At 55.5% G+C, this 22071-nt stretch carries 18 protein-coding genes and 1 pseudogene; 3 read left to right on the top strand and 16 right to left on the bottom strand.

Annotated features, from left to right (window positions below):
• Position 1 precedes the first annotated feature (1 nt).
• Complete coding sequence (locus B5E62_RS12965) at positions 2-1525, bottom strand: polyhydroxyalkanoate depolymerase (RefSeq protein ID WP_206414320.1); 1524 nt, start codon at positions 1523-1525, stop codon at positions 2-4.
• 190 nt (positions 1526-1715) lie between these two features.
• The gene (locus B5E62_RS12960; protein WP_087174962.1) at positions 1716-3626 is read right to left on the bottom strand and encodes a beta-N-acetylhexosaminidase; all 1911 of its coding nucleotides are present in this window, start codon (positions 3624-3626) and stop codon (positions 1716-1718) included.
• A 138-nt stretch (positions 3627-3764) separates the two neighbouring features.
• Between B5E62_RS12960 and B5E62_RS12955 the strand changes: the two genes are divergently transcribed.
• Complete coding sequence (locus B5E62_RS12955; protein WP_087174961.1) at positions 3765-4685, top strand: glycoside hydrolase family 43 protein; 921 nt, start codon at positions 3765-3767, stop codon at positions 4683-4685.
• A gap of 31 nt (positions 4686-4716) precedes the next feature.
• Here B5E62_RS12955 and B5E62_RS12950 read toward each other — a convergent pair whose 3' ends face one another.
• Positions 4717-5508: a sulfite exporter TauE/SafE family protein gene (locus B5E62_RS12950; RefSeq protein ID WP_087174975.1), complete on the bottom strand. Its 792-nt coding sequence runs from the start codon at positions 5506-5508 to the stop codon at positions 4717-4719.
• A gap of 212 nt (positions 5509-5720) precedes the next feature.
• On the opposite strand from B5E62_RS12950, the gene B5E62_RS12945 reads away from it, so the two are divergent.
• Positions 5721-7181, top strand: a complete 1461-nt coding sequence (locus tag B5E62_RS12945; RefSeq protein WP_087174960.1) for an arylsulfatase — start codon at positions 5721-5723, stop codon at positions 7179-7181.
• A gap of 16 nt (positions 7182-7197) precedes the next feature.
• Positions 7198-8061: an AraC family transcriptional regulator gene (locus B5E62_RS12940; protein ID WP_087174959.1), complete on the top strand. Its 864-nt coding sequence runs from the start codon at positions 7198-7200 to the stop codon at positions 8059-8061.
• On the opposite strand, the gene B5E62_RS12935 is transcribed toward B5E62_RS12940, so the two are convergent.
• The 13 genes and pseudogenes from B5E62_RS12935 to B5E62_RS12875 form a co-directional block, all read right to left on the bottom strand.
• Positions 8058-9185, bottom strand: a complete 1128-nt coding sequence (locus B5E62_RS12935) for a radical SAM/SPASM domain-containing protein (RefSeq protein WP_087174958.1) — start codon at positions 9183-9185, stop codon at positions 8058-8060. The two genes, B5E62_RS12940 and B5E62_RS12935, sit on opposite strands and share 4 nt — an antisense overlap.
• A 38-nt stretch (positions 9186-9223) precedes the next feature.
• A complete protein-coding gene (gene gnpA, locus B5E62_RS12930) occupies positions 9224-11386 on the bottom strand; it encodes a 1,3-beta-galactosyl-N-acetylhexosamine phosphorylase (protein WP_076781144.1) in 2163 nt (720 codons plus the stop codon).
• 357 nt (positions 11387-11743) lie between these two features.
• Positions 11744-13786: a glycoside hydrolase family 13 protein gene (locus tag B5E62_RS12925; RefSeq protein WP_087174957.1), complete on the bottom strand. Its 2043-nt coding sequence runs from the start codon at positions 13784-13786 to the stop codon at positions 11744-11746.
• Positions 13787-13803: 17 nt separating this feature from the next.
• Entirely contained in the window at positions 13804-15654 is a 1851-nt protein-coding gene (gene ftsH, locus B5E62_RS12920) for an ATP-dependent zinc metalloprotease FtsH (protein ID WP_087174956.1), read from the bottom strand.
• 17 nt (positions 15655-15671) lie between these two features.
• Positions 15672-16199, bottom strand: coding sequence for a hypoxanthine phosphoribosyltransferase (gene hpt, locus B5E62_RS12915; RefSeq protein ID WP_087174955.1), 528 nt, complete (start codon positions 16197-16199; stop codon positions 15672-15674).
• Entirely contained in the window at positions 16156-17583 is a 1428-nt protein-coding gene (tilS, locus tag B5E62_RS12910; RefSeq protein WP_087174954.1) for a tRNA lysidine(34) synthetase TilS, read from the bottom strand. Before tilS ends, hpt begins: the two co-directional genes overlap by 44 nt.
• Positions 17584-17673: 90 nt before the next feature.
• Positions 17674-19077: a SpoIIE family protein phosphatase gene (locus B5E62_RS12905; RefSeq protein WP_087174953.1), complete on the bottom strand. Its 1404-nt coding sequence runs from the start codon at positions 19075-19077 to the stop codon at positions 17674-17676.
• A 103-nt stretch (positions 19078-19180) separates the two neighbouring features.
• On the bottom strand, positions 19181-19504 hold the full coding sequence (locus tag B5E62_RS12900; protein WP_087174952.1) for a septum formation initiator family protein: 324 nt from the start codon (positions 19502-19504) through the stop codon (positions 19181-19183).
• Positions 19505-19576: 72 nt separating this feature from the next.
• Positions 19577-19909 carry a spore cortex biosynthesis protein YabQ gene (gene yabQ, locus B5E62_RS12895; RefSeq protein WP_087174951.1) on the bottom strand — a complete coding sequence of 111 codons (333 nt, stop codon included), beginning with the start codon at positions 19907-19909 and terminating at the stop codon, positions 19577-19579.
• Between the two features lie 3 nt (positions 19910-19912).
• On the bottom strand, positions 19913-20197 hold the full coding sequence (gene yabP / locus B5E62_RS12890) for a sporulation protein YabP (protein ID WP_087174974.1): 285 nt from the start codon (positions 20195-20197) through the stop codon (positions 19913-19915).
• Between the two features lie 49 nt (positions 20198-20246).
• The gene (locus tag B5E62_RS12885) at positions 20247-20486 is read right to left on the bottom strand and encodes an RNA-binding S4 domain-containing protein (RefSeq protein ID WP_087174950.1); all 240 of its coding nucleotides are present in this window, start codon (positions 20484-20486) and stop codon (positions 20247-20249) included.
• A gap of 112 nt (positions 20487-20598) precedes the next feature.
• A pseudogene (locus tag B5E62_RS12880) lies at positions 20599-20889 on the bottom strand (HU family DNA-binding protein); the annotation flags it as partial.
• 169 nt (positions 20890-21058) lie between these two features.
• A complete protein-coding gene (locus B5E62_RS12875; protein ID WP_087174949.1) occupies positions 21059-22066 on the bottom strand; it encodes a phosphotransferase in 1008 nt (335 codons plus the stop codon).
• Between the last annotated feature and the right edge of the window lie 5 nt (positions 22067-22071).

Raw genomic sequence — 22071 nt, 5'->3', positions numbered from 1 at the left:
TTTAGTTCTGCTTTTTGGTTCGGGCAAAGCAGGCCCCGATATAAGGACGGACACCGGTATGCTCTTCATAGAAGTCCAGCCCGGCTTCCCCTTTTATCCATTTTTCAACATCTGCACTCTGCGCGTCCTTTGCCTCCCGGTCATCTTCCGGGATGTTTGCGTAGTTGCCGTACAGATTTCCGCAGTACTGCGCTTTCTCAGTCTGGTGATGCCAGTCCTCTGTCCTGGCCTCATCCCCTGCATTTATAATAAGATTATTCTCTACCAGCATCCCTCCCTCGGACATGTTGGTCCGGATAAAGGGAACGCTTTCCTTTATAATGAATATGTTGTTGTGAATGTGCGCGTCTATGTTCCGCACCGGAGTGACAACCCCCGACCTCTGCGTACCGTCATTGACGCTGATGTTATAGCGGAAAATGTTGTTGACGCTCTCTCCCTCGCAGAACATGACACATCCGCCCTCGTTGTCGTGACTGTAGTTGTACTGGTAGATGGTGCCGTCCCCCGAGTCCGCGTCCCAGGCTTCCCCGTCCTGGTTGAAGTGTGTGTGTGACGCTTCGTTGTACTGGAAGAGCGCTGTCTTGCATTTCCAGGGCCATATGGCCGCCGCGACCATGCCCTCCCTCTCTCCTGCCTCTGTGTACACATCCCCGTTCATGTCAAGGGCCGCATGCTCTGATACGTTGTACTGTACCAGAGGTTTGAAGCAGTACATGGGAGTGATGGCATCTCCTCCGATCTCCCGGATGCGGTTGTGCTCAATGACCACATTGACGGAGCCGTATGTCCTGACCACCTCGTCCGGCAACTCCAGTGTGGTAAACCTGCCGTGCTGGTAGGTATATCCGGCTGCAATCCCCCATCTTCTGCACCGCTCTACCCGGCAGTGGTGGATGTGAAGGCCGTCGTATCTGGCAACTCCCGTCCGGCTCTCGTCGGCCGGAGTCAGGGCACTGGCGTAAATGCCGCCGTTGTTCAGATGCTTGTCATATACATTCCCGTCTACATCGTGGACATACAGGTTATCCAGCTCGATCCCGTGAAGGGTTCCTCTGTCCTTTGCCACAATGCTGACGCCTGTCCGGTCCATCAGGTCTCCCTGGTTGTACACCTCTCCCTCCCGGAGGGTGCTGTTGGTGATCTCAATGTTCCGCACCGTGATGTACTCCGCATCGTAGAGAAGCACTGCAGATGATACATACCCTTTCCACACGTGGGCCGGGCTGTCGAGAGGCGCTCCGTAGTTCTGATACCAAAGGCCGCTTCCCTCTGCCGCTATCACCGGCATCTCTCCCTGTCCATACGCATCTACTACAACAGGATGCTCCCTGGTGCCTCCCTCGTATATGTGGAGGTACTCTTCCTGGAAGACGGAGCCCCGCTCCAGAAGGATCATATCACCCGGCTCTCTTTTCTGTCCGGCTACTTTTCTCAGGCTCCGAAAAGGTGTCTCCTCTGACAAGCCATCGTTGTTGTCATCCCCCCGCAGGGTGCTGACGTAATAAATCTTCCTTCCGTCCATGTCTCCTCCTGTCCGCAATTTACTGCCTATGAACCTCTAAGCCGTCTGTCAGCTTATATCTGTATTATAGCTATCCCCTTTAGCCGTTTCTATCTTTCTTTTGCTCCTTTTTTTATAGTTCTTGCTTTTTTTGTGCATTCTATTTACAAAAATAAATGTTTTTCGTCAACATTCACTACATTTTACACAATTACACGCCGCAGATGTTCGCCGCACTTACGATATTTTCCCACAAATTGCACTTTCCGGACGCATTTTTTCCCTCTTCATTGGTGAAATAAGGGAGTCTCTCCTCCTCAAGCTCCGGCAGGGATGGGATCTTTCCGTCCAGATAATCCAGGATACGCCTGCGGGCGGACTTCAGCCTGATCTCCACGCCGGCCATGCGCACATCCATCACCTCATAGCCGTTGGGCTTGAACTCCTCCTGCCACATCTGCTCTCTCAGCGTGTGCATTTTCTGCACTTTCTTCCTGAGATCCGGCATCTCCTTGTCTGCGATCCTTGCCAGGGTGTCTCTGTCACCGGACAGGTAGGCGCTGCGGATCTTCACTCCCAGCTCGCACTTCCCGGCGTCGATGCTGGCCAGAAGTCTGTAATACCGGAACATTTTTTCCAGTTTACCCGCACGCTTCTGTGCCTTTTTCAACAGCTTTGCCGTCTCCGCGTAATACACATCCAGCCCCGTTCCCGCATACTGCCCGTCGAAGACGCCGGTCAGGGGATCCTGATAGAAGATCTGCTTGGAGGGGTTGGCGAATCCCTCATTGTACACGCCAGTTCCCGGTATATGGTCCAACCTGTCAAAGAGGAGCATATCCTGGTAGGACTCGCCGCAGAGCATCTTAAACCAGCTTTCCATCTCCTCCGGATCTGTGGACTCGCCGTAGGCACATCTGCTGTAGAAAGCTGCCATAGGAAGCCCGGCCCGCATGGGCGTCTCAGCCCCGTTGTCCAGCCAGAGGGTGCAGAAGCTGTCTGTCACGCCCGTGTCCTCCAGGCCGAGAAAAGCCTTCTTCGTGGCGTCCATGGCCTGGGCATAGTTGGGCGCAAGCCCGTTCCAGATCCAGGCTCCCCCGGCAAAGCACACCTGATCTGTCAGTTTTTTGTGGAGCGTAGCCATTCTTGTGTATCTGTCCTCATCATGTCCCTCATAGTCCCAGTATACAAGAGTGACTCTCCGGTCCGGCTTCTCGCTGTCCGACCACTCATAGTCTGCAGGCACATTGTAATAGTCTCCGCCTCCCGGCGTCACAAAGAACATATCGCTCCAGATCATGGGCTCCAGGCCGTATTTTTCACAGATCTCCATCACCCTGTCCAGATGCCTGCGGATCAGCTCTCCCTGCTTCACTTCCCCGTGGATCCTCCGGTAGTTTCCGTAGCCCAGGTAGAACGCCTCGTCCATGCCCAGGTGGATCCTCTTTGATCGGTACATATCCTTGACAGAGGCCAGCATGGCATCGATCAGCCGGTAGGTCCTCTCCTCCTCAGCCAGCAGGATGTCCGCATCGTCCCTGTATTTTTCCATGGCCGGCCAACGCAGGGCTGTACGCAGGTGAGCCAGTGTCTGGATGCAGGGGATCATCTCAATGCCGAACTGCGCCGCGTAGGCATCGCACTCCCGGATCTCCTCCTTCGTATACCTGCCCCTGAGGGCGCCGAAGCAGGGATACCCCTCCACCTCGTAGGTGTCCTCCGTGTAGAGGAGCAGCCAGTTCAGTCCCATGAGAGCCGCCTGACGGATCATCTCCTTGACCGCCTCCACCTTGAGGACGCCGTTTCTTGAGCAGTCAAACATAAGTCCTGTGTTCCCCTGCGTTCCTTTGTTCTCCTCTCTCCACTTCTCTTTCCCCGCATGTTCCAGGGCCTTTCCCAGCGCCCGGAAAGCCTCGGGGCGCGTATGCCAGGAAATATACACATCTCTCCCCGCCTTTGCGACGCTGTATCCCTTCTCGTCAGTTCTTGTAAAATGGATGCAGAGATCTCCCTCCATCCCGTCTTTTGCCGTCTCGTGTCCTCTCTCCTCCAGTATGTCGCGGATCGGCTGTATCTGCAGACCTCCTGTGCGGTCCTCGGTTCCTCTGATCTTAATTCTCATAGTCTTCTCCTTTTCTTTTCACTTGCTTTTGCAGTGCAAGTATATTAAGATGATGGGGCAAAGGGCCTTGCCCTGTGACTAATGTTTTATCATGGTTTATATACGAATTCAACACAAAAAAAGCAAAGGAGATCTGCAATGAACAAAAACGGCTCTACATGGTACGACACAGACGGAGAACTGATCCAGGCCCACGGCGGCATGATTCTGGAGCACGAAGGGATGTACTACTGGTACGGCGAAAACAAGAACGGCGCCACATCCATCGCACCCTCAGGCGATATCCGGGTGGATTTTATCGGCATTTCCTGCTACTCCTCGCCGGACTGCATGAACTGGACATACGAGGGGCTGGCCCTGGAAGCCTCCGGCGAACCGGGACACGACCTCTACAAAGACAGAGTGGGGGAGCGCCCCAAAGTTCTGTACAATAAAAAGACCGGCAAATTTGTCATGTGGTTCCATCTGGACTCTGCCGACTACACAGACGCCAGAGCCGGCATCGCCGTCTCTGACACTCCCACCGGGCCCTTCCGCTATGTCCGCGGGATCCGCCCCAATCGCTCAGACTGCCGGGATATGACTCTCTTCTGCGACCGGGACGGGAAGGCCTACCTGATCCACAGTTCCGACTGGAACAAGACCCTGCGCATCTCCAGGCTCACAGAGGACTATCTGGATGTGGACGGCGTGTACGGAAAAGCTTTTGTCGAGCAGGAGCGGGAGGCTCCGGCCCTTTTTGAGAAAGACGGCGTATACTACATGATCACCTCCGGCTGTACAGGCTGGGATCCAAACAACGCCCTCTTCGCCACATCCCCCACGGTCCTGTCCGGCTGGAAACTGATCGACAATCCCTGCGTGGGCGAGCATGCCCGCCAGACTTTCTTCGGACAGAGCACCTACATTTTCGAGAAAGACGGTGTGCACTATCTTATGCTGGATCACTGGAAGCCTGAAAATCTCAAAGGATCCGGCTACAGCATCCTGCCCATCCAGATTGAAGACGGGCATCTGACCATCGCTTTCCAGGACTACACAGACCTCGCCTCAAAATAGTCACAGCCTTTACATTCGGAGTGGCTGCCCTCTAGGCAGCCACTCCGAATTTTATTGCATTATAGATATTGATGACCACGATGACAGCCATAAGAAAGATAAAAAGCCTGTCCACACCCTTCTCGCTGATCTTCTTGTTGATCCTGCTCCCGATAGTCCCTCCCAGGACACCTCCCACTATCATAAAGGCGAGGTAGGACAGCTCCACGTCAGGGACCGTCCCGGTCACACAGGTCTGCACAAAACTGGTGATCTGGGAGAACAGGATGATGTAGAGGGAAGACAGGGCCGCCTCCTTTGTTGACATGGAGAAGAAGTAGGCCAGCACCACCAGGTTGATGGGGCCTCCACCGATGCCCAGGAAGCTGGACATGATACCCAGGATGAGCCCTATGGCCACGCAGAGCCAGAGCTGCCGGCAGTGCTTTGTGCGGATCTTCTCCTTGCAGATCGTGTAGACCAGCGTCCCCAGCGTGATCGCAATGAGGACGACAGCCTGGGTCATGCCCACGAGATTTTCATCCCCCACCGCGTTTTTCAGTCCCTGGAACATGGATTTCCCCGCCACGCCCCCGGCTGCGGCTCCCACGGCAAGAGCTGTCGCGATGCGTATATCCATCTTAGCCGTCCCCGCCCGCAGATTCTTCCAGACTGACACGACTGACATGGCAAGCACCGTGCACCCCGAAAGAAAGCTGATGCTGCTCACCCCCATGACACCCGTGGCGTCCAGCACAGGCTTGATGATAACGCCCCCTCCGATCCCGCAGACAGATCCCGCCGTGCAGGACAGGATGCTGACCGCAAAAAATATGAAAACCATACCCATTGTTCTTCTCCCTTCTGTACTCTCGGTGATTTCCTCAAAAAGCGGCGTCTGCCGCGCATTGTTCCTACATTATACTCTGTTTTTTCCTTTTCATCCACACAAAATCTCTTTCTCCTTTCCTCTGCCCGCTTGCTTTTCCCACAGGAATGTATTATTGTAGAGATAATTTCCCACAAGCAATGTATGCAAGAGATAAAGGAGAGACTATGAAACAGCCAAATATCATTTTACTTATGACAGACCAGCTCCGGGGCGATGCTCTGGGCTATGCGGGCCACCCGGATGTAAAGACACCCTACCTGGACACCCTGGCCTCCCGGGGCGTTGCCTTTGACCGGGCCTACAGCGCCTGCCCCAGCTGCATCGCCGCCCGCGCCGCCCTCCACACCGGCATGGAGCAGAGCCACCACGGCCGCGTGGGCTACGAGGACAGTATCCCCTGGCGGTACGAGCACACCCTGGCAAGAGAGCTCACAAGGGCCGGCTACTACACCCAGTGCGTGGGCAAGATGCATGTCCATCCCCTGCGCAACTATCTGGGCTTCAACAACGTGGATCTTCACGACGGCTACCTCCATGCGGCCAGGTACGGGAACGTGCCCTACCGGGAGTCGCAGCTGGTGGCCGACGACTATTTCTACTGGCTGAAAAAGGAGCTGGGCGCCGATGCCGATGTGACGGACACAGGCATTGACTGCAACAGCTGGGTGGCCCGTCCCTGGACCCACGAGGAAAAGTACCATCCCACCAACTGGGTGACGGACCGGTGCCTGGATTTTCTCCGCAGGAGAGACCCGGACCAGCCCTTCTTCCTGATGGCCTCCTACCTGCGCCCCCATCCGCCCTTTGACGCCCCCCAGTGCTATTTTGACCTGTACAGGGACAAGGAGCTTCGCCCGCCCTTTGTGGGCACCTGGGAGAGCGACGAGTATCTCCGCCGGGACGGACGTATCTTCGACTCAAGGACCGGCCCGGCCGACGCGGAGCTGATCCGGCAGGCCCAGATCGGCTACTATGCCTGCATCACCCACCTGGACCACCAGATCGGGAGGCTCATCATGGCTCTCGCGGAGCACGAGGTCTACGACAACACGGTCATCCTCTTCACATCCGACCACGGAGAAGAGCTCTGTGACCACCACATGTTCCGCAAATCCCGGCCCTATGAGGGGAGCTGCCGCGTTCCCTTCTTCATCTGTGCCGGGAAGGAGACCGGGCTGGCGCTGAAGGCCGGGTCCACCTGCCATGCGGTCGTGGAGCTCCGTGATGTGATGCCCACACTGCTTTCAGCCGCCGGGGCTGACATTCCCGGGAGCGTAGACGGGGCAGACCTCCTGCCGCTGACCGCAGACCCGTCAGAGACTGTCCGCCCGTGGCTGCACGGCGAGCACGCCTACGGGGATTTCTCAAACCACTGGATCGTCACGGAGACCGACAAGTATGTCTGGTACTCTTCCACTGGCCAGGAGCAGTACTTCAACCTGAGTGAGGACCCTCATGAGCTGACCGACCTGGTAAATGACAGTGCATCCAAAGAAAGGATATCCTTTCTCCGCTCCTGCCTTATCGAGTCTCTGAAAGACCGCCCTGAAGGATTTACGGACGGCAGCGTCCTGATCCCCGGGCGCCCGTACCCGGAAACTATGGAGCACATCAAAAACATCTGATCACAGGGGAGGTTCTATGAGCCACAGACAATACGCCGTCAAGACGACCAACCTGGAAAAGCTGAACGCCCGGCTCCTGTCCGTTTCGCTCTCCAAGGACGAGAAGGACTGGAAGAGTGTTTTCCACACGCACCATTTTACAGAATTGTTTTTTGTCGTAAACGGAGAGGGGAACTTCCTTTTCCGGGATGAAAAGTACCATATAAGGACAGGGGACCTTGTCATCATCCCGCCCTACATGGAGCACACGGAGCAGTCCATCAAAAACACGCCTCTGGAGTATTATGTCATCGGCGTGGAGGGGATCTCCTTCCAGCCGGCAGACGAGGAGACCTGCGTGCAGGTCTTCTGCAACTTCAGCAACAAATCGCTGATCTCGGACCTGTTCGCCCAGATGCTCTACGAAGTGCGGAATCCCTCCTACGGCTCTGACAAGATATGCCAGGACCTGCTGGAAATCCTGATCCTGCGCATTGTCCGCTACCAGCATGTGATCCCGGTGCCCATCACCTCCACTTACATGACAAAGGAGTGCGCCCGCATCAAGGAGTATCTGGACATCAACTACTCGGAGCCCATCACGCTGGACACGCTGACAGAGCTGACCCACATGAACAAGTACTACATGGCCCACTCCTTCGCCAAGTACACCGGCCAGTCCCCCATCCAGTACCTGAACCAGAGACGGATGGAGGCTGCCTGCACGCTGCTGAAGGATACGGACCACTCCATCTCCTCCATCTCCTCTGCGGTAGGCTTTTCTTCCCAGTCCTACTTCACCCAGGCATTCCGCAAAAAGTACGGCATGACGCCCATCAAATACCGTCAGCTCCACGCGGCCGATACCGACGGGGACGCGGAAAATACAGGGGGCATCTAAACAAGATGCCCCGCCATGTACTCCAGCCGTCCTATGGATTCCGCAAAGAACTTCTGGTACGTCTCACAGTAATAATTTCTTATCTTGCCCTCTTCCGGGAAGCAGTCCCTGCGGCAGCCGCCCCGGCACAGAGGATACCATCTGCAGGCCCGGCATCTGTCGTCCCGCCTGTCCGCCTCCTCGAAAAAAGGATGTCTCTTACTCCCGGCCTCTTCCGCCGCAATCTTCTGCAGTTTCACAAAGTCCGTATCCGGATCTTTCAGATTTCCCATCTGCCACGCGTCCAGCGCGTAAAAGTCACAGGGATAGACGGTCCCGTCGCTCTCCACCACGTTCTGCATGCTGCATCTGCCGTACATGCTGCAGGCCTCCGGCTGTCCGCCCCGGAGCATGGCCACATAGTTTTCAAACTGCCGGATGTACACCGGACGCCCCGCCATCCTGTCCTGACACCACAGGTCAAAGAGGGTCCCCAGAGCCTCCCCGTACAGTGCGGGGGTCAGGGAGAAGGACGCCTCTCCCCTCACTGTGCCCAGGGGATCCAGGCAGGGGATGTACTGCTGATGGTCAAAGCCCTTCCGCATGAAAAACCGGTAGATGGCTCCGATCCGGGGGGCTGTCTGGGCATTCAGCACGCAGAGCACATGGAAGGGGATCCCCAGTTCACGCATGCGCTCCGCGCAGGCAAAAACCCTGGAAAAGGTTCCCTCTCCCGCCCGGTCCTTCCTGTTCTCGTCATGGGTCTTCCGGACACCGTCCAGGGAAAGTCCCACAAGGAAATTTTTTTCTTTCAAAAACTCAAACCATCTCTCATCCAGCCTGTTTCCGTTTGTCTGTATGGTGTACACCGCCTCCTGATCCGGCCTTTTTCTCTCCTCCACATATGCTGTAAAGTCTTCAAAAAAGGACAGACCTGCGAGTGTCGGCTCTCCCCCCTGAAAGCCGAACACGCAGGTCTGCGATGCCGCCAGTGCCTTGTCCACAACCGCGCGCATGGTCTCCCGGCTCATTTTCCCATGATCGCCCACAGCGCGGTTTGCTGCCTCATCCTTGTAAAAGCAGTAAGTGCAGTCCAGGTCACAGGCAGAGGAGACTGGCTTGATGAGAAGCTGAAGCTCTCTCATCTTTGTTTCTCCTTTATATCTTTTTCATCTTTTTCTTTTTAAATCTCGTACCAGTAGATACCGTTTGCCTCCAGGTCAAGGTCAAAACTTGTGCCGTCTCCCTTGTACACAGTCGTGCTCTGGGGCTCGTAGGTATTGTTTACAACGCAGTACTTTCCGTTCTTCACATAGGCATGCACTTCCACATTGTAGTTGGTGCTGAACCATTTGTGCAGCTCGCCCTCATCGTGGGATGCCCACAGGATGGAGCGGTACAGGAGACGGCTGTTCTCAAAGCTGTAGGGAAGTCCGCTGATGTAGACGCTGCGTCCCTTGCCAAAGTCATTGACAGCCAGCTGTACTTCTTTGTCATTCTGCTTCAGGATCGTAGTTCCCTCGTAAGCGTAAATATTTTTCTTTCCTTCACCGAAATCGATGTCGCCTTTGCAGTCCTCTGTGATGAAATGCTCGTGCTCATCCCAGTTATATTTGTCCACATTCAGAGTAAAGCCATTCTCTTCCTCCACGCCCATGACTGTGGCCAGCTGGAAGAAATGTCCTTCATGCTGGTGCGCTGCCGGCTCGCCGACACCGATGAAACCGCCGCCGTTGTAAATAAATTTCTTTACAGCAGTGATGATCTTCTCGTCTGTCCAGTTCTCTCCTCCGGTGTAGGCTGTATCTGCGTCGCCCACGTTCAGGATCACGTCAATGTCATCCAGTATCTCCGGGTTGCTGCGGATATCGTCAAAGCTGATCCACTTCACATCGAACGGCGCTCCACTGAGGGCCTCGATGATGCCTGCGTAGGAGTAGTTCTGCTTATAGTAGATGGCGTGGTGCACCATGTGGTTGCCCCATGCTCTCATTTTACCCCAGCAGTTCAGGACCGCCACTTTCTTCACGCAGTAGGGAGTGGTTCCCTTAATGTTGTCGTACAGTGTGCGGAACTCCTGGCACACGCTCTCCACATAGTCGATAAAATCCGGGAACTGCATAGCCAGCTTCAGGTATCCGCCGTAGCCGATCCGGTCGATAGGGCTTCTCAGGATGGCACGTCTTGCTGTCACCCAGTTGATCTTCGCCTCCTTCACCGGGTCTCCTCCCTCGTGGAATGTATCCGGGAAGAAATAGGGAAGAAGACGTCCCTCTGTGTACTTCACGCCCTTGATGTCACTGATCAGGCGCAGGGTAGATCCGTTTCCAACGCTTCCTACAACTGCGTCAATCCCAACATTCTTGAACTCGTCCATGAAAGGCTCCATGCCGATCCAGTGGTCGCCCAGGAACATCATGGCTTCCTTGCCGCACTCGTGGGTGATGTCCACCATCTCTTTTGCCAGCTTTGTCACTTCTCTTCTCTGGAAATCCTGGAAATCCCGGAATTCCCTGGAGGGGATGCGGTAGGTGTTGTTCATGTAGCCCTGGTCGATGATGTACTCGGGACGGAACTTGTAGCCCACTTCCTTCTCAAACTGCTCCAGGATATAGGGGCTCACAGATGCGGAATATCCGTACCAGTCTACATATTTCTCTCTGGCCAGCTCATCAAAGATCAATGTGAACTGGTGGAAGAAAGTGGTGTAGCGGATCACATCCACGTGAGGGTTCTCCGCGATGAACCTGCGCAGACGCTCCATGGAGTAAGCCTTTGTCTTTGGCTGGCGCACGTCAAAAGTGATCTGCTTCTCAAAATTGGTCCAGCCGTTTGTCACTGCATTGTACATATGGACCGGATCCCACATAATGTAGGCAAGGAAGCTGACTGTGTAGTCGTGGAAGGCCGCTGCGTCATGGATGGTCACATCCCCGGTCTCCCCGTCATAGCTCCATTTTTCCACCGGCACGACTTCCCCTGTGGTGCGGTCGATGACTTCCCACCATCTGGTGATATCATCATGGTCGTTCACTTTCAGCATATCCGGGTAGAGATGGTTCATCAGGTGGATGGAAAGCTCGCTCTCCACCGCTGTGTAGAACGGTGTCATGATATACATCTGCTGGATCTCATCCGGATTGGCCTTGGCCCACGCATTGTCCTTTCTTGTTGTGTAATATGTGGAGTAAACCTTCGCGTCCACGTTCTTCAGCTCTTCCGGATAATCCGTCCCGTCACAGTCACGGATAGCATCGGCTCCCCAGCGCTCTACCAGCTCCAGTGTCTCCGGCACAACGTCAACGTCTGTAGGTATGGTAACTCTTCCTTTTGTCTGCTCCTTCACTTTTTTCTCCTTTCTTTTTGCATAATGCTGTTTTTAAGTTTCTTTTCCCTGCACATAGTTTGTACATTTTACTTAAAACAAGCATAGGCGAAAAGAGGATATCCGTCAATTTGCATGTTGCTTACATTTTTATGATTCTTGCTTTGATTTGAAAACCAGAGACCATTGTTACTAAAATCGCGATCAGCAGGGCATCACAGGAAACGCGGACCTGAATATCCAGATGGTCCCGCAGTAGATGGCAAATGCAATCACCAAAAAACAAATATCCGAAGGCATATACCAAAAGCCGGATGCTCCACAAAACCTAAACGGAACATCCGGCTTTCTTTTCGGCCTTACCGGCCTTCTCTTTTATCAAAATTCCTTATTCTTCGCGATCAGCACAGAATGGCTTCCCATATTCACCACGATCTCTCCGTCGATCACGTCAATCTCATAGAACTCCATGGTGTAGCCCTCCTCGTAGGAGTAGATCAGCCTCCTCATGCTGCTCTTCATGGGCACGCCGAGCACCCAGACAGGCACCCGCACCTCCTTCAGCTCACTGCTGTGGTTGACGATGATGACAAACTGGTCTGTATCGTTAAACCGGCCGTAGGCCAGCACATTGTCCTGCTTCACAAGCCACTGGAGAGACCCGGTCCGGAACACCTCGTAGTTCTTGTGTATGCGTATCAGCTCCCTGTGGTAATCGATCAGCTCTTTGTTCTCCCTGCCCCAGGGGTAGGTCCTTCTGCTGTCCGGATCTGTAAACCCGCACAGCCCCGCCTCGTCGCCATAGTAGATGGTGGGCGCTCCCACCCAGGTCATCTGGATGGCCACCGCCTCCCGCATCACCGGCAGGCTGATGTACTCCTCCGCCTTCTCCGGCCCCAGGCTGTCGATCCGGCCCACCATGTGGTTGGTCCTGGTGAGAAACCGGGAGTGGTCATGGTTGGACAGCTCATTCATGGCCACCTGCTGGGAGGGGGTGAGCATATGGGACATCTGATGGAAAATGGACCGTATGAAGCTGTCCCCGTTGCCGTGGAGCTCCTCCCTGTCCTCGTCACTGTGCTTCTCCATCCCGGTCAGGAACCAGGTGACCGGTTCCATGAAAGCGTCATAGTTCATGACCGAATCCCACTCATCGCCGGATATCCACTCCCTGGGGTCTCCGTAGTGCTCCGCCAGGATCAGCGCATCCGGCTTGGCCTTCTTGACCTCCCGGCGGAACTTCTTCCAGAACTCATGGTTGTACTCTATGCTGTGTCCCAGGTCAGCCGCCACATCCAGCCTCCAGCCGTCCACATTGTAGGGCGGGGATACCCACTTGCGGCCGATTTCCAGTATATAGTCCTCCAGCTCCTTCGAGCCCTCGTAGTTCAGCTTGGGCAGGGTGTCGTGCCCCCACCAGCCGTCGTAACTTCCGTTGTAGGGCCAGCTCGCGTCCCCGCTCTCGAAAAATTCAAAGAAATCCCGGTAGGGGCTGTCCGCGGAGACATAAGCTCCCTTTTCATACCCCTCCTGGCCCTCGTAGATCCGTTCCCGGTCCATCCATTTGTTAAAAGAACCACAATGGTTAAAAACGCCGTCGAGGATGACTTTCATTCCCCTCCTGTGAAGCTCTTCCACAAGCTTGATAAAAAGCTGGTTACTGGCCTCCAGGTTTTTCCTGTCCGTCACCCTCTTCTGATATTTCGTCGCATATACATTTTCCTTCACGCCCACCGGGAGAGGCTCTCCGCCGTCCTCCACGATGACACCAAAATGCGGGTCAATGTAGTCGTAGTCCTGGATATCGTACTTGTGGTTGGACGGTGAGACAAACAGGGGGTTAAAATAGATGACCTCCACTCCCAGCTCCTGGAGATAGTCCAGCTTCTCCATGACCCCCTGCAGGTCTCCTCCGTAGAAGCGCCGCACGTCCATGGCCGCCGGATATTCGTCCCAGTCCTTCACCCGCTCCACAGGCTCCCCGATGTAGACGTACTCTCCGTCCTCCACATCGTTGGAGGGGTCCCCGTTGCAAAACCGGTCCACAAAGATCTGGTACATGACCGCGCCCTTGGCCCAGTCAGGGGTGTGGAAGCCCGGAGCGATCTGGAACTCATACTCCTCGATGCGCTCCCTCGTGACGCCGAACTGATTGTAATACCAGGTCTCCTCCCCGGACCACACCCGGAAGCTGTAGCGCAGGTTCTCCTCCCCCAGCTCCAGCGACACCGCATAGTAGTCAAAGACTCCGGAGGTGCTCCGCTTCTCCATCTCGTACTCTCTGCCGCCTGTCAGCAGGCAGACACTGTCCGCATCGTCTGCTCCGGTGCGGAACTGCAGTGTGACCTGCTGCCCCGGCAGTGGCTCTGGCGGGAAAACGTAATTTCCTGTTCCGTCGCAAAATAGTGCATGTATGTTCATTCTATCGCCGCCTGACTTTATATTTCTGAAACTTCAATCCCGTCAAATAAGGACTCAAATTCCTCTCTTGTTATCTTTTCCTTCTCAAGCAGAAGCTGTGCGCACTTCTCCAGCACGCCCTGGTACTTCCGGATGATATATTTCGCCCTCCGGTAGCATGCGTCTATGATGTCCCTGACCTCCTGGTCTATAGTGCTCGCCACCTGCTCGCCGTAGCCCCTGGATGTGTGGGCCAGGTCCCGGCCGATAAACACCTCGTCGCTGTCGTTGTCGTAGTTGACAAGCCCCAGCTTCTCGGACATGCCGAACTTCGTGACCATGGATTTTGCCAGGCTGGTAGCCTGCTTGATATCCTGGGACGCCCCGGTAGTGATATCGTTGAAAATCTCCTCCTCCGCTACCCGGCCTCCCAGGGCCACCGTGATGTCCTGGAGCATCTTGCCCTTTGTGTTGAACATCTCGTCTCTCTCCGGCAGGGGCATCGTGTAGCCCGCGGCTCCGGTTCCCGTGGGGATGATGGACACGCTGTACACCGGCCCCACATCCGGCAGGACATGGAAGAGGATGGCGTGGCCCGCCTCGTGATAGGCCGTTATCTTCTTCTCCTTGTCGGAGATGACACGGCTCTTCTTCTCCGCTCCGATACCCACCTTCACAAAGGCCTTTCTTATATCTGACTGCTGCAGATAGACCCTGTCGTCCTTGGCCGCCAGGATGGCCGCCTCATTGAGCAGGTTTTCCAGGTCCGCTCCCGTAAAGCCCGCCGTGGTCTGGGCAATCTGCTGCAGATCCACATCATCTCCAAGGGGCTTGCCCTTGGCGTGCACCTTCAGGATCTCTTCTCTCCCCTGCACATCCGGCCGCCCCACGACCACCTTTCTGTCAAACCGGCCCGGGCGCAGGATAGCCGGGTCAAGGATATCCACACGGTTGGTGGCCGCCATGACGATGATGCCCTCGTTGACACCAAAGCCGTCCATCTCCACCAGGAGCTGGTTCAGGGTCTGCTCTCTCTCATCGTGGCCGCCGCCCATACCGGTTCCCCTCCTGCGGGCGACCGCGTCGATCTCATCGATGAAAATGATACAGGGCGCATTCTTCTTGGCGTCCTCAAAGAGGTCGCGGACACGGGACGCTCCCACGCCGACGAACATTTCCACAAAGTCGGAGCCGGAGATGCTGAAGAAGGGCACCCCGGCCTCCCCCGCCACAGCCTTCGCCAGCAGGGTCTTTCCTGTTCCCGGAGGGCCTACCAGGAGCACGCCCTTGGGAATCCTGGCTCCCACCTGGATATATTTTTTCGGCGCTTTCAGGAAATCCACGATCTCCTCCAGCTCCTCCTTCTCCTCCTGCAGGCCTGCCACCTGCGCGAAGGTGATCTTCTTATCCTGCTCTGTGCTCATCCTGGCCCGGCTCTTGCCAAAGCTCATGGCCTTCGCGTTGGCTCCGCCATTCTGCCTGTTCATCATGTAGAAGAACAGGAAAAACGCCGCCAGTATAAGGAGCACAGGAAAGATATTTGTCATAAACCAGTTTTCCTGGGGCACATCCCTGAGGGTGTAGGTCACATCGTGCTCGGCCAGATAGTCCTGCACCTCATTGACATCGGATACGTAGACCTGCTTGGCCTCGTCTCCCTCCTGGGCGTCGGCCGCCGTGATCTCCAGACGCCCGGTCGGTACATCCCGGTTCTGGACGATAGTCACCTCCGAAACCTCACCGCTTTCCACCAGGCTCTCAAATTCCTGATACGCGATCTGCTTATCACGCTGATCGATCTGATTGGTGAACCAGAGCGCTGCAAACAGCAATATCACGCACACAAGCAGTGTGGCGCCGCTCAGTCCCCTGCCTCTTTTATCGTTCAAATCTTTGCTGCTCCTTTCTACTCCACGCCTTCCACAACTCCGATGTAGGGAAGGTTCCTGTATTTCTGTGCATAGTCAAGGCCGTATCCCACGACGAATTCATCCGGGATGTTAAAGCCCACATAATCTACGGTCACCGGCTTCACCCTGCGCTCCGGCTTATCCAGGAGCGTGCAGAGCTTAAGGCTCCTCGGCCTTCTCTTCTCCAGGATCTGGATGAGGTAGGACAGCGTCCGCCCGGAGTCAATGATATCCTCCACGATGAGGACGTCCTTTCCCTCCAGCGGCTCATCCAGGTCCTTGGCGATCTTCACCACACCGCTGGACGATGTCCCGTCGCCGTAGCTGCTGACACTCATAAAATCCATGGAAACCGGGACCGTGATCCTCTTGGCCAGCTCACACATAAAAAACACGCCGCCCTTGAGGACACATATCAGATGCACATGCTTTCCCGCATAGTCCTCGCTGATCTGTCTTCCCAGCTCACACACTCTCTTTTCAACTTCCTCTTCTGACACAAGCTCTCTTATCGTCTCTGCCATCGTATTTTCCTCCCTTATCTATCGTGATCTCCAGTATCCTTCTCGTCTGTCCGGTCACTTCACAGCCCAGCCCCCTCCGGTAGCCGATCACCCACAGGATGCGGCTGCCGTCTGCTGCCAGGAGGATGTGGTCTCTCTCCTGTGACGGTATCTTCTCATTGATAAAATACCGGTTCAGCTTCTGGGTCGCCCCCTCCCTGTCTATCACGAGATAGTCTCCGGGGCGGCGGGTCCTGATAATAACACTATTTTTTATTATATCATAATCAAACCATTTCGTGTAGGGTGTTTTGGGAATTGCCTCCTGGAGAGGGCCTTCTATATCCGCCGGCTCCAGGATACGCAGCTTTATCCTGTCTTTATCCCACACTTCTTCCCGGGGGGCCTTCCAGTCCGCACTGACCACCCGCACCCCCTCGTAGCACCGGCAGGCCTTCATGCCGTAGGGAAGGCTGATCCGTCTGCCCACCTGCCTGTCAAACAGCTCCTCCAGGTCTTTGAAGTGGACGGTCTCCAGATCCTTCTCCCTGCCGCAGACCAGCCCCAGCACACGCCTCAAAAGATAGGGCCGGAGCACCCTGTCCACCCGCGCAAAGCCCGGACCGTCTATGACCATCTCTCTCCCCCGGCCGTCCGGTCCCGTCCTAAGGGCAGTCAGGCGGTCGGCTGCCTCGTCCGTCTGCCTCTCCATATACTCCCAGAGCTGTGCCAGCTGCTCCGCAGTCCCGCACACATGATCCACGACCCTTGGATTGACCTGCTCCTCCATATATGGAATTATATGATTGCGGATGCGGTTCCGTGTATAAGTATCCTCATAATTTGTGGCATCCATGCAATAAGGAATATTTTTTTCAGCCAGGAGCTGTTCTATCTCCTGCCTGGACACCCCCAGGAGAGGCCGGATGTATTTGCCCGAGCAGGGCCGGATCCCGCCCATCCCACGCAGGCCGGTGCCCCTGGCCAGATTGAGGAGCACTGTCTCCGCATTGTCATTCTTGTGGTGGGCCAGCGCGATCCTGGAGGCGTTCCACCTTGCGGCGGCCTCCTCAAAAGCCCGCCGCCTGGCCTCGCGCCCGGCCTCCTCCTGGGTCAGCCCCTCCTCCCGGGCCATCCGGCGCACATCCACATGGACGCTCTCCAGAGGAACTCCCATCCCGCGGCACAGCTCCTCCACATAGGCCTCGTCCGCCGCGGCGGCCGCCCCCCGGATGCCGTGGTTCACATGGACAGCCCGCACCTCCAGATCATACTCCTTTTTCAGCTCCAAAAGCACACAAAGCAGGCATACGGAGTCCGCTCCTCCGGATATGCCTGCTATGACCACATCTCCTTTATCCAGCATCCCATGCGCGCGCGCATAGTCCCTTATCTTTTCATACATGTCCTTTCCTCCCTGCCCAAGGGCAGGCCTCTTCGCTGTCTGTCAAATATATTATACTATAAAGAATCCGGCGGGAAATTGCAAGCCTTCTCATACTTTCCACAGCCCTACAGCCAGGATGGTCATATCGTCCGCCGGCACCTCCCCCGACAGCTCCAGTACCTGCTCCAGGAGATAGTGGGCCAGCTCACCGGGATTGTTGGTGCCGGCACCCCCGATGAGCGCCGACAGCATGGCCTCCTGGTTTCCCACGGGCAGAGCGTCCAGCACTCCGTCCGTCACCATGACCACAAAATCCCCGTCCCCCAGCTGCCGGACGGTCCTCTCGATCTCCAGCTCCTGGAGCACGCCGACAGGAAGCGTGGCAGAGCTGACCCGTTCCACCCCGCCGCCGGTCCGGATAAAGGTAGTGGAGGCCCCCGCCTTCATGAGCTCGCAGGTTCCCTGATAGAGGTCGAAGATACACATATCCACCGTGGAGAAGCACAGCTCCTCCCTGCCCGCCACCAGGGCGGTGTTCATCATCTGGACAGCCGTGCAGGGCGGAAAGCCCGCCTCCAGAAGCTCCTCCAGCATTTCCACCACCATGGCGCTCTCCTGAAAGGCGTGCTCCCCGGAGCCCATGCCGTCAGAGAGGACCACCCCCTCCCTGCCTCCCGGGAGCTGAGTCATGGAAAAGGTATCTCCTGATATCCTCTGACAGCCCTTCCCTATCTTGGCCACTCCCTGGATCGTCTGGAAGGCAGGCCCCTCCATGAACACGAGGGTGCCGTAGTTTTCTGTGACGACCGGGCACTCTCCCTTCACCAGGAGCATCTGCCTTCCCAGGCAGGAGGACAGCACTTCCGCCGCCTCCCTGGAGGCTACGCACTGGCCCTTCGGCGCCCGGACCGTGAGATGGACCTCGTACCTGCCCTGCTTTGTCACGAAAAACACGCTGGACAGAAGCTTCAGCCCGTTCTTCTTCAGCCGGACCTTTACCTTCCTCTGCAGGTGCTCATCCACGCAGATGCCTGCGCCCAGCTCCCGGGCCGCGTGCTGGACAAGGTCCGCGAAGGCGTTCATGGACGCCGCGCAGCCCTCCCGGTTCATCACCAGCTTCCGGTTCCACACCATTTTCTGCTTCTGGGCCTGAAAGACCTCCAACGTCTCCCGCAGGAACCTAGGCGCCATGACACATCTTTTCTGCAGCCTCCTCTTCAGCTCCACATTCAGCTCCGCCCCGTACTCCTCAGCGGCCGCCATGATCTCATAGACCATCTGCCTTGTCCGCTCCCTGCCCTCTCCCAGACAGAGGCTCTTCTTCTCACAGCCCTGGCAGACCTTCTCCGATACCGCGCCGAACATCTCGTCTATCTCCTCGCCCGTCAGCGTTCTCCTTCCCTTTTCCAGACCCAGGAATGTCTCCGAGAGGTGCTTGAGAGACCCGGCAAACTTATCCATCTGGATCACATAGGGATTGACAAAAAGCTCCTTTTCCTTAACCTCACCCATCTTTATACTCCCCCGCGCCCGGGCAGCCCAGGAGGCGCTGTCCGGGAAACAAAAAAGCTTTGGGACTCCTTCCCAAAGCTTTTCTTTCGCATACTTACTTTTCTTACTTACCCTTAAAAATAATCTCGTTCTCATGGACCAGCCCCAGCTTATCCTTGGCCGTCTGCTCCACGTACTCATCTGTACCGACGTACTCTTCCAGATCGTCGATCTCCTCCGCGCGGTCCTTCTCAGCCTGGATCTCTTCCTCCAGCTCCTGCTCCTGCTCTATATAGGCGCTGTTCTTGGCCCGGAGCTCAATGCTGCTCACCGAGACAATGACTGCCAAAAGCAGGATCACCGCACTGATGCCCAGCATGCTCCTCCTGTGCTGCTGCACCTGTTTTTTCCGGCGCCTTGCCCTGTTCTTTTGTTTGATACTTCCCATATTAATTACTCACCCATTTCGCCAGCTTTCACTGGTTATTATCTTTTATCTTATCTTTTTTCTCCTGTTTGTTCAACTGTTTTCGCCGAATTTCCCCCTCCTCCTTGCGTACAATTTTTTTCGCAGTTTTCCCGGGATTTTCGACAGACAGGAGAAAAAAACGCTCCCCAGCACAACACCTAGTATAAAATACCATCTGATGCTACCACTGGTAGTATGGTGAATTTGCACAAACATGTAGAACGCCGTCCCCAGCCAGAAAAAAAGGTCCTCCGCGGCAATGGCCGCCGGGGTGTGGCGGATGATCCTCCGCAGCGCTCGCAGGCATGTGTAGACGCTGCAGACTGTCATTCCTGTAAGCACTGCCTCCAGGAGCGAAAGGCTCTCTGCCTCTATCCCGTACATGCGTCACCTGAACAGTCTGCTCAGTATATTTTCTCCCGTCTTAGCCGCCGGATGCACATCCGAGTAGGCCACGCTGTCTATGGTCCCGGACAGGTCCACCTCCCCCTTCTCCAGGCTCAGCCTGTTCACATGCAGGTCCGAGCCCTTGACCATGAGCATCCCCTGCTCCGTCTCCAGGAGGATCTCGTTCAGGTCAAAGGACAGGACATCCAGGACGCCTGTCACCAGGCTGGTCTTCCGGTTATTCACAACAAGCTTGTGCGCTCCCCGCGCCTGCTTTTCTTCCATTGCCATCACAACCTTTCTTGATAATCATATGAAAGGCTGTCTGAGATTATTACAGATATTTGAACAGATCCTTCGCCTCTTCCTTTTTAGACGTGTCTTTTATGTCGAGGACTTCCACTTTTACGGCCTTTGTGCCGAACTGTATCTCTATGACATCCCCCGCCTTCACCTTGGTGGACGCCTTGGCCGTGGCGCCGTTTACCAGCACCCTGCCGGCGTCGCACGCCTCATTTGCCACGGTGCGCCTCTTGATCAGCCGGGAAACCTTCAGAAATTTGTCAAGCCTCATACTTCACCTCCCTCTCCCCCGGTACGGGGGCCTGATGCTTCATGCCCCGCACCAGCACAAAACGGCACTGCAGCCTTCTCCGCCGCAGTGCCGTCTTCTATCACAACAACCTCTATGCGTTCACAGCATCCTTTAAAGCCTTTCCGGCTTTGAACTTCGGAGCCTTGCAGGCCTCGATCTTCATGGTCTGGCCTGTCTGAGGATTTCTTCCCTCTCTTGCGGATCTCTTGCTCACTTCAAATGTACCGAAGCCTACAAGCTGTACCTTCTCCTCTTTCTTTAACTCCTCTGTCACTACATCGACAAAGGCTTTTAAGGCTTTCTCAGCATCCTTTTTGGATATCTCTGCATTTTCAGCAATCGCTGCTACCAATTCTGTTTTGTTCATGGAAAACTCCTCCTTCGACTTATGATAGAACCCTTATCATATTCTATTCAGCTTATTGTGCATCCCACGCCGTATTTCCACTGGGCCCGCGGGACGCCTTTCAAATAAAGTTATACAGGCTTTCCCCTTGTTTGTCAAGGGAAAATCCCCGAAAAACCCGGCATTTTCAAGGTTTCTGGGCTTTTTACAGAGAAAATGAGAACAGCCGTTCCAGGAATCTGCTCTTCTCCTCCGTCTGCGTCACCACGGTCTTCAGCTTCTCCAGATTCTTGGCCGGGACCCACGCCTTATTGGAGCAATAGTAGGAGTCTGCCAGCTTCCAAAATTTTTCCGGATAGATGAGACGTATCTTCAGATATTCCACCTCTTCGTCCGAGAGGGGACGTATGGCGCTGTAGGCATCCAGCATGTGATCCCCGCTCTTCACATTCCAGCCGTGCTTCTCCATAGCCTTCCGCAGAAAATAGTACAGGTCCTCCATCTGGATGCCCGCCCTGCATCTGTCGAAATTGGTGGTGGCATATCCGCCCGCCGTGACGAGGATATTGTGATAATTATAATCCCCGTGTATCATGGTGTTATTCTCCGCGGAAGCCTCCCATATTTTGCCAAAATCCCTGCGTTTGCTCTCCTCCTCCGCACACCGGGCCCAATCGAACATTCTGTCAAAATACCGCAGGAACTCCAGCTCAAACTCTCCCTTTGGGGACTGTCCCCTCATAAACCGCCGTATCTTTTTCAGCTCCCGGTTATGCCTCTCATACTCCTTCTCCAGTCCCTCCGGCCGCGCGGGTGTCCCGCCCTCCTCCGGCTCCGGGCAGGGAGGGACCTGCCCCATGAACCGGTGCAGGTGGGCGAGATTGGCGGTCCCTTCCAGGAGCTCCCGGCTTTTCCGGACGTCACACTCCCGCCCTCTGAACCACTGCTTCAGTATATAGGTCCGCCCTTCCGGGGAGGTGGAGAGGAGCTCCCCGTCGCAGTTGGCCACAGGCAGGTCCGTCCGCATATTTCCCTCCTGGTACAGATAAACTCCCACATGCCGCATCAGGATGGCATGGCGCCTGGACACCCCCGCCTCCCGGAGCAGAAAAAGTCCCTGGTCTGTATCACAAAAAAACGCACCCCTTGTTTTGCGGGTGCACTTTACATTGATTGGATATTGCTCCAATATACTCAATTCGTAATCCTGCATATTAC

The organism is Lachnoclostridium sp. An118 (assembly GCF_002160985.1).
Classification (GTDB): Bacteria; Bacillota; Clostridia; order Lachnospirales; family Lachnospiraceae; genus Claveliimonas; species Claveliimonas stercoravium.
Note: the sequence above shows the minus strand (reverse complement) of the source record. Positions and strands in the feature narration are given on the sequence as shown.

Excerpts from the sequence above, each read along its gene's own strand:
- B5E62_RS12965 (WP_206414320.1), bottom strand. The coding sequence starts at position 1,525 with ATGGACGGAAGGAAGATTTATTACGTCAGCACCCTGCGGGGGGATGAC.
- B5E62_RS12960 (WP_087174962.1), bottom strand. The coding sequence starts at position 3,626 with ATGAGAATTAAGATCAGAGGAACCGAGGACCGCACAGGAGGTCTGCAG.
- B5E62_RS12955 (WP_087174961.1), top strand. The coding sequence starts at position 3,765 with ATGAACAAAAACGGCTCTACATGGTACGACACAGACGGAGAACTGATC.
- B5E62_RS12950 (WP_087174975.1), bottom strand. The coding sequence starts at position 5,508 with ATGGTTTTCATATTTTTTGCGGTCAGCATCCTGTCCTGCACGGCGGGA.
- B5E62_RS12945 (WP_087174960.1), top strand. The coding sequence starts at position 5,721 with ATGAAACAGCCAAATATCATTTTACTTATGACAGACCAGCTCCGGGGC.
- B5E62_RS12940 (WP_087174959.1), top strand. The coding sequence starts at position 7,198 with ATGAGCCACAGACAATACGCCGTCAAGACGACCAACCTGGAAAAGCTG.
- B5E62_RS12935 (WP_087174958.1), bottom strand. The coding sequence starts at position 9,185 with ATGAGAGAGCTTCAGCTTCTCATCAAGCCAGTCTCCTCTGCCTGTGAC.
- B5E62_RS12925 (WP_087174957.1), bottom strand. The coding sequence starts at position 13,786 with ATGAACATACATGCACTATTTTGCGACGGAACAGGAAATTACGTTTTC.
- hpt (WP_087174955.1), bottom strand. The coding sequence starts at position 16,199 with ATGGCAGAGACGATAAGAGAGCTTGTGTCAGAAGAGGAAGTTGAAAAG.
- tilS (WP_087174954.1), bottom strand. The coding sequence starts at position 17,583 with ATGTATGAAAAGATAAGGGACTATGCGCGCGCGCATGGGATGCTGGAT.
- B5E62_RS12905 (WP_087174953.1), bottom strand. The coding sequence starts at position 19,077 with ATGGGTGAGGTTAAGGAAAAGGAGCTTTTTGTCAATCCCTATGTGATC.
- B5E62_RS12900 (WP_087174952.1), bottom strand. The coding sequence starts at position 19,504 with ATGGGAAGTATCAAACAAAAGAACAGGGCAAGGCGCCGGAAAAAACAG.
- yabQ (WP_087174951.1), bottom strand. The coding sequence starts at position 19,909 with ATGTACGGGATAGAGGCAGAGAGCCTTTCGCTCCTGGAGGCAGTGCTT.
- yabP (WP_087174974.1), bottom strand. The coding sequence starts at position 20,197 with ATGGAAGAAAAGCAGGCGCGGGGAGCGCACAAGCTTGTTGTGAATAAC.
- B5E62_RS12885 (WP_087174950.1), bottom strand. The coding sequence starts at position 20,486 with ATGAGGCTTGACAAATTTCTGAAGGTTTCCCGGCTGATCAAGAGGCGC.
- B5E62_RS12875 (WP_087174949.1), bottom strand. The coding sequence starts at position 22,066 with ATGCAGGATTACGAATTGAGTATATTGGAGCAATATCCAATCAATGTA.